Source organism: Verrucosispora sp. ts21, assembly GCF_002879555.1.
In the GTDB taxonomy this organism is placed as follows: Bacteria; Actinomycetota; Actinomycetes; order Mycobacteriales; family Micromonosporaceae; genus Micromonospora; species Micromonospora gifhornensis.
Window position 1 is genome coordinate 20,337 of record NZ_PNOZ01000078.1, and the last position, 6,958, is coordinate 27,294.

General features: G+C 71.9%; 5 protein-coding genes. 2 read left to right on the forward strand and 3 right to left on the reverse strand.

Annotated elements, in window-relative coordinates; all coding sequences use genetic code 11:
- Nucleotides 1-27: 27 nt before the first annotated feature.
- From C1A38_RS25405 to mce, 3 genes are all read right to left on the reverse strand, one after another.
- On the reverse strand, nucleotides 28-2,334 hold the full coding sequence (locus C1A38_RS25405) for a coiled-coil domain-containing protein (RefSeq protein ID WP_102660236.1): 2,307 nt from the start codon (nucleotides 2,332-2,334) through the stop codon (nucleotides 28-30).
- Between the two features lie 171 nt (nucleotides 2,335-2,505).
- Nucleotides 2,506-3,774: a DivIVA domain-containing protein gene (locus C1A38_RS25410; RefSeq protein WP_102660237.1), complete on the reverse strand. Its 1,269-nt coding sequence runs from the start codon at nucleotides 3,772-3,774 to the stop codon at nucleotides 2,506-2,508.
- 414 nt (nucleotides 3,775-4,188) lie between these two features.
- On the reverse strand, nucleotides 4,189-4,671 hold the full coding sequence (gene mce, locus C1A38_RS25415; RefSeq protein ID WP_102660238.1) for a methylmalonyl-CoA epimerase: 483 nt from the start codon (nucleotides 4,669-4,671) through the stop codon (nucleotides 4,189-4,191).
- 60 nt (nucleotides 4,672-4,731) lie between these two features.
- Here mce and C1A38_RS25420 point away from each other — a divergent pair, with 60 nt between their 5' ends.
- Both C1A38_RS25420 and meaB read left to right on the forward strand, forming a co-directional pair.
- On the forward strand, nucleotides 4,732-5,931 hold the full coding sequence (locus C1A38_RS25420) for an acetyl-CoA C-acetyltransferase (protein WP_102660239.1): 1,200 nt from the start codon (nucleotides 4,732-4,734) through the stop codon (nucleotides 5,929-5,931).
- Between the two features lie 62 nt (nucleotides 5,932-5,993).
- The gene (gene meaB / locus C1A38_RS25425) at nucleotides 5,994-6,929 is read left to right on the forward strand and encodes a methylmalonyl Co-A mutase-associated GTPase MeaB (protein ID WP_373307010.1); all 936 of its coding nucleotides are present in this window, start codon (nucleotides 5,994-5,996) and stop codon (nucleotides 6,927-6,929) included.
- The last annotated feature ends 29 nt before the right edge of the window (nucleotides 6,930-6,958 follow it).

Below are 6,958 nucleotides of genomic sequence, written 5' to 3' on the forward strand. Positions count from 1 at the left end.
CCTGGTGGCTCGCCGCCCGGCGTGGTGTCAGTCGGAGGTGATCTTGCTGGGCTTGGCGCTGCGCTCGTCGGTGGTCGGCTTGCTGGGGCGCTTGCCGCCCTCGCCGGTGCTGGTGATCTTCGTCGGGGTGGCGCCCCGACCGCCCGTGCCGGGCACCGCGGCAACCGTGGGCTCGCCGTCCACGCCCGCGCTGGCCGTGCCGCCGTCGACGGTGGCTGGCTCGACCGCCGGCTTCGCCGTGGGCGAATCATCCACAGTGGTCACCGGCTCGGCGACCGGCTTCGTCACCGGGCCTGCGCCGTCGGCGGCCGGTTTTGTCATCGGGCCTGCGCCATCGGCGGCTGGTTTTGTCATCGGGCCTGCGCCATCGGCGGCTGGATCGCCGCCGTCGGCGGCGACGGCGGCCGTCTCCAGGGCAGGGCGGTGGCCGTTGACCGGCGCGTCGGCGGGCACCGCGACCGGGGTGCCGTTGGCGGGAGAGCTGCCGTTGACCGAAGGGCCGTCCACCGTACGGGCGACCGTGGCGGCCGACGGTGCGGCAGCGGGCGAGGACGAGCCGGCCGGGGCCGGTGACGTCGGGCCGTCCGGAGTCGTGGCCGTCTCCAGCCGCAGTTCCAGCAGCTTGCGCTGCAACTCGTCGGACTCCTGCCGGGACTTCCAGGTCTCCTGACGCAGGTCGGCGAGCTGCTGCTGAGCCTTGGCGATCTCCAACATCACCTGGGCGAGCTGCTGCCGGCTCGCCGCCGCCTCCTGCTGCGTCGCGGCGAGATGCTGCTGGGTGGTGGCCAGGTGCTGCTGGGTGGTGGCCGCGTACTCCTCGAACTGCCGGCGGGAGGAGGCGACGTACTCGTCGGCCTCGCGCCGGGCGTTGGTGGCGAACTCCTCCGCCTCGCGCCGGGTGTCGGTGGCGTACTCCTCGGCGGCGCGGCGCTGCTCGGCCGTGTCGGCCTCGGCCTGCCGTACCAGCTCACCGGCCTGCTCCTCGGCCTGGGCGCGGACGGCGGCGGCATCCTGCTCGGCGGCCCGGCGGATCTGGTCCGCCCCCTGCTCGATCTCGTTCTTGCGTGCGGTGTACTCCGACTCCAGCTCCGCGCGGCGCGTCTCGAAGCCGGACTCCAGCTCGGCGGTACGGGTGCGGACCTGCTCCTCAAGCTTGGCGGTACGAGCGCTGAGCCGCTGCTCCAACTCGACCGTGCGGGCCTGGTGCTGCTGATCCAACTCCTCGCGGCGGCTGGTGAACTCGCGTTCGGCGGCCGCCTTGCGCTGCGCCAACTCGCGGTCCGCCGCCTCGCGTCGGCCGTTTACCTCTTTCTCCACCCCGGCCCGCCAGGCACCCAGCTCCTGCTGCGCCTGGGCGCGCGTGTGCTGGACGTACGCCTCGGTCTCGTTGCGCATGCGCTGGGCGTACGCCTCGGTGTCGGCGCGGGTGCGCTTGGCCGCCTCGGTGGCCTGGGTGGTCAGCCGCTCGGCCTCCTGGCGGGCCTTGTTGCGGGCGGCCCGGCCGGCCTCGGCGGCGTCGTCGATGATCTGCTTGGCTTCCTGGCTGGCCTTGGCATGGGTGGCCCGCCCGGCCTCGGTGGCCTGGTCGACCAGGCGCTTGGCCTCCTGCTGGGCCTTGGCGTGCACCTCCTTGGCCGCCTCGCGCAGCTGGGTCGCCTCCTGCTGGGCGGTGGCGTGCGCCTCGCGGGCCGCCTCGCGCAGCTTGGTCGCCTCCTGCTGGGCCCGCTGGTGGATCTCCTTGGCGGCGTCCCGTAGCTGCGTGGCCTCCTGCTCGGCCTTGGCCAGCGCCTCCTGCGCGCTCTTGCGCAGCCGGGCGGCCTCCTCCTTGGCGGCCTTGCTGGCCGCCTCGGACTCGGCCCGGCGAGCCGCAGCCTGCCGTTCCTCCTCGGCCCGGCGGGCGGCCAGGGCGATCTCGAAGTCCTTGAGTGCCTCGGCGGCCTCGGCCCGCGCCTCGTCGATGATGTGCTCGGCGGCAGCCCGGCGGGCCTCGATCTCCTCGTTCGCGACGGCGAGGATGTCCTCGGCCTGCTCCTCGGCCAGCGCCAGGATCTGCTCGACGCGTGGCCCGAGATGCCGGAACGCGGCCCGGTCGACCACTGCGGCCTGCTTGCGCACCGCAGCCAGATCGCGCTGGAGCACCTCGACCTGACCGGCCAACTTGTGGATCTGGGCGAAGGCCTGCTCCCGCTCGGCCTCCAGCGCCGCGATCTCGTGCTCGGCACGAGCGACGTACTTCTCGACCTGTTTTTTGTCGTACCCCCGCAGGGCGGACTCGAAGCTGGGCTCCGTGGTCACGTCCCCGCCGAGAGCGAACAGTTCCTCGCCGTGCGACATGCACCCATCCTCACACGCATCGGGCCCTCCTGGGGCGATACGGACGCCCCTGTTGGGAGCTACTTCACCCACGCAGGTGGGCCGTGCTCTGTGTTCTCAAGGCAGGGCGACGCGGGGTGTCGCCGGTCACCCGGTGTCACCCCGCGTCGTTGATCATGCCCCGGTGTCGTGTCAGCTGGACGTGTCCGCGGCCACCTTCTTCTCGGCGTCGTCCGCCGGCTTGGCCGTGGCCGCCGGCTTCTCGGCCGGGGCGGCGTTGTTGGGCACACCCGGGACGATGCCGGCCAGGCCGGAGAGCATCTGCCCGAGCTGCGAGGTGACCGCGTCCTTCTGCCGGGTGAGGTCCTCGACCTCGCGGCGCGCCGCCTGGGTGGTCAGCTCGGCCTCGGTGCGGGCCTCGGTGAGCAGGCGCTGGGACTCGGCACGGGCCTCGTTGAGCGTACGGTCGGCGAGCGCCTTGGCCTTCTCGATGGTCTCGGTCGCGTTGCGCTCCGACTCCACCCGCCGGGCCTCGGCACGCTGCTCGATCTCCTTGGCGCGCTCCTGCGCGGCGCGAGCCCGCTGCTCGGCCTCGCCGACCAGCTTCTGGGTCTGCGCGACCTGGGCGGCGTGCCGCTCCGACTCCTCGCGCTCGGCCTTCTCCCGCCGCTCGGCGAGCTGGAGCTCCAGGGCCTGGAGGTCCTTGTCGCGCTTGTCACGGGCGTCGGTCAGCAGCTTGGTCGCCTCGGCACGCTTCTCCTCGGCCTCACGGGCGGCCTTGGCCCGCTGCTGAGTGATCTCGCGCTCAGCGGTGGCGCGCAGGGTGGCGACCTCGCGCTCGACCGTCGACTTCAGCTCGGCCACCTCGTGGGCGGTCACCGTGCGTAGCTGCTTGGTCTCGCGCTCGGCGTCGGCACGCAGCGTGTCGGCCTCCCGGCGAGCCTGGACCCGGACCTCGGCGGCCTCCCGCTCGGCGGCGGTACGGAGGTTGCCGGCCTCCCGCTCGGCGGTGGCCTTCATCGCCGCCGCCTCGGCCCGCGCCTTGTCGGTGATCTCCCGCGCCTCCAGGCGGGCGGCGGAGAGGATGCCCTCCGACTCGCGCTTGGCCTCGTTGCGGTGGTCGTTGGCCTGCTCCTCGGCGAGCCGGAGGATCTGCTCGACCCGGGTGCCGAGGCCGGACAGCGTGGGGCGGCTGTTCTCCTCAAGCTGCTTGCTGGTGTCGGTGAGCTTCTGCTCCAGGGCGGTGAGCCGCTGCTCGGACTGGCGGAGCCGGCGCTGGGCGTCGTTGAGCGCCTGCTCGGCGTCGGCGCGGTCCTTGTTGGCCTGGCTCAGCGCGGCGTTCAGCCGGCCGATGAAGTCATCGACCTGACCGGTGTTGTATCCGCGCAGGCCAACCGTGAAATCTGGCTGCGAGTTCGCGTTATCGAAGAACGCGAGAGGGGAGGACTGCTGCTGGGGCATTGGGACATACTGGCAGACCCCCCGGGGTGCTTCGCAAGAGCGGGCCGCCCTTTGCCGTCCTCTTTACATGGTCAACTCGTAGCGTCACCGGAACCCCGCGCCGACGGGCGATCTTGCCAGTTCGGGGAGGAGCCCGACGGTACGCAGCGTGACGCGAAAAAGGCATCGAAGTCATCCGCCCACTGCTTTTCTTTCCGAGCGCTGCGCCCCGCGCGAATGGTCGCCGGGCCGGGACGGGGAAAAGCATTGCGCGTTCACCGAAAGGCCATCGACGACTCCTCCGTCAGGCCAGCGTCCGCAGCACCTGTCGATCACGTCACGTCCGTCGATGAATACGGTTTGCCTGGATCGGCGGGCGCTGGGGACCTCGGCGGGTTGGTCGGCGTCGGTGGGCCGGACCGCGGGGGATGGACGTCAGGCGGTGGTGGGGTGGGGGGCGGGTTCGACGAGTTCGACCAGGACGCCGCCGGCGTCCTTGGGGTGGACGAAATTGATCCGCGAGCCTGCGGTGCCTCGCCGGGGGGTGTCGTACAGCAGCCGCAGGCCCCGGTCGCGTAGCGCCGCGCAGGCCGCGTCGACGTCCGTCACGGTGTACGCCACCTGCTGCACGCCCGGACCGTTGCGGTCGAGGAACTTCGCGACCGTCGACTCCGGGGTCAGCGGGGCGAGCAGTTGCAGGCAGCCACCCTCCGTGGTCGGCCCGACCGCCAGCATCGCCTCCCGTACACCCTGCTCTGTGTTCGTCTCGGTGTGTACGCACCGCATGCCGAACGTCCGGGTGTAGAAGTCGATCGCGGCGTCGAGGTCGGCCACGGCGATCCCGACATGGTCGATGCGTCGCAGGCCGATCTCTGTGACATAGTCGGCAGCGGACTCGACGGGGGAGTTCTCAGGCATGACGCTAGTCTGACCGAACAATCGTTAAGGCGTACGGCCGGCACCCCCTCGGAGGCAGGTATGGCTTCGGTGATCGTCAGCGGCGCGCGGACCCCGATGGGGCGCCTGCTGGGCAACCTCAAGGACCTACCGGCGACGAAGTTGGGCGGCATCGCCATCTCGGCAGCCCTGGAGCGGGCCGGGGTCGCCCCCGACCAGGTGCAGTACGTGATCCTGGGTCAGGTGCTCCAGGCAGGTGCCGGGCAGATGCCGGCCCGTCAGGCGGCCGTGGAGGCGGGCATCCCGATGTCCGTACCGGCGCTGAGCATCAACAAGGTCTGCCTCTCCGGCCTGGACGCGATCGCCCTGGCCGACCAGCTGATCCGGGCCGGCGAGTTCGACGTCGTGGTGGCCGGCGGCATGGAGTCGATGACCAACGCCCCGCACCTGCTGCTCGGCCAGCGCGGCGGTTACAAGTACGGCGACGTGACGCTCAAGGACCACATGGCGCTCGACGGGCTGACCGACGCCTGGGACTGCTGCGCCATGGGGGAGTCCACCGAGCGGCACGGCAGCACGCGCGGCATCACCCGGCAGGAGCAGGACGAGTTCGCCGCGGCCAGCCACCAGCGCGCCGCCGCCGCCCAGAAGAACGGTCACTTCGCCGACGAGATCACTCCGGTGGTCATCCCGCAGCGCAAGGGTGACCCGCTGGTGATCAGCGAGGACGAGGGCATCCGCCCCGACACCACCGCCGAGTCCCTGGCGAAGCTGCGCCCGGCGTTCGCCAAGGACGGCACCATCACCGCGGGCAGCTCGTCGCCGATCTCCGACGGCGCCGCCGCGGTGGTCGTGATGAGCAAGGCGAAGGCCAAGGAACTGGGCCTGACCTGGCTGGCGGAGATCGGGGCGCACGGCAACGTCGCCGGCCCCGACAACTCGCTGCACTCGCAGCCGTCCAACGCCATCCAGCATGCCCTGCGCAAGGGCGGTCTGACCGTTTCCGATCTCGACCTGATCGAGATCAACGAGGCGTTCGCGCAGGTCGGCATCCAGTCCATCCGTGACCTCGGGGTCAGCCCGGACAAGGTCAACGTCAACGGCGGCGCGATCGCGCTGGGCCACCCGATCGGCATGTCCGGCGCCCGCCTGGTGCTCACCCTCGCGCTGGAGCTCAAGCGGCGCGGCGGCGGTACCGGCGCGGCAGCGCTCTGCGGTGGCGGCGGCCAGGGCGACGCGTTGATCATCCACGTCCCCAACCCGGCCGAGACCTCTTCGTGAGTGACGTGAACGGCAGTGTTCCGGCTGCGGCCACGTCGGTGCGCCGTAGTCGGGACGTACCGATGCTTGTCGATCGGGCTCGGGCGGGTGACCATCGTGCGGTGGCCCGGTTGATCACGCTTGTCGAGTCGGGCGACGAGACGCTGCCGGCGATCGCGGCGGCGCTCGCACCGTACGCCGGTCAGGCTCAGGTCGTGGGCCTGACCGGTTCGCCGGGGGTGGGCAAGTCGACCACCACCAACGAGCTGGTACGCGCCCTACGGGCCCGAGGTCATCGGGTCGGGGTGCTCGCCATCGACCCGTCCAGCCCGTTCACCGGTGGGGCGATCCTCGGTGACCGGGTACGGATGCAGGATCACGCCACCGACCCGGGTGTCTACATCCGCTCGATGTCCAGCCGTGGGCATCTCGGCGGCCTGTCGGCGGCGACCCCTCAGGCGGTACGCGTGCTGGAGGGTGCCGGCTGCGACGTGGTGCTGGTGGAGACCGTCGGGGTCGGGCAGGCCGAGGTCGAGGTGGCCTCGCTTGCCGACACCACGTTGGTGCTGCTCGCGCCGGGGATGGGTGACGCGATCCAGGCGGTGAAGGCCGGCATCCTGGAGATCGCCGACGTCTTCGTGGTCAACAAGGCCGATCGGGACGGTGCCGACGCCACGGCCCGTGACATCCAGGGCATGATCGCTCTCGGTGAGCGTGGGCCGGGCGAATGGCGTCCGCAGGTGGTCCGTGCGGTTGCCGTCCGCGGCGAGGGCGTCGACGACATCGCCGCGGCGATCGACAAGCACCGGGGCTGGCTGGTCGAGCACGACGAGCTGCGCCGCCGCCGGGAGGCGCGGGCCGCCGCCGAGATCGAGGCCATCGCGCTGGGCGTGCTCCGCGCCCGGATCGGCTCCCTGCGCGACGGTACGCAACTGCCGACGCTGGCCGCCGAGGTGGCCGCCGGCACCACCGACCCCTACGCCGCCGCCAACACCCTCCTCACCCAACTCACCCGCTAGCCCTCACCCCACCCCGCCGCGCCGGGCGC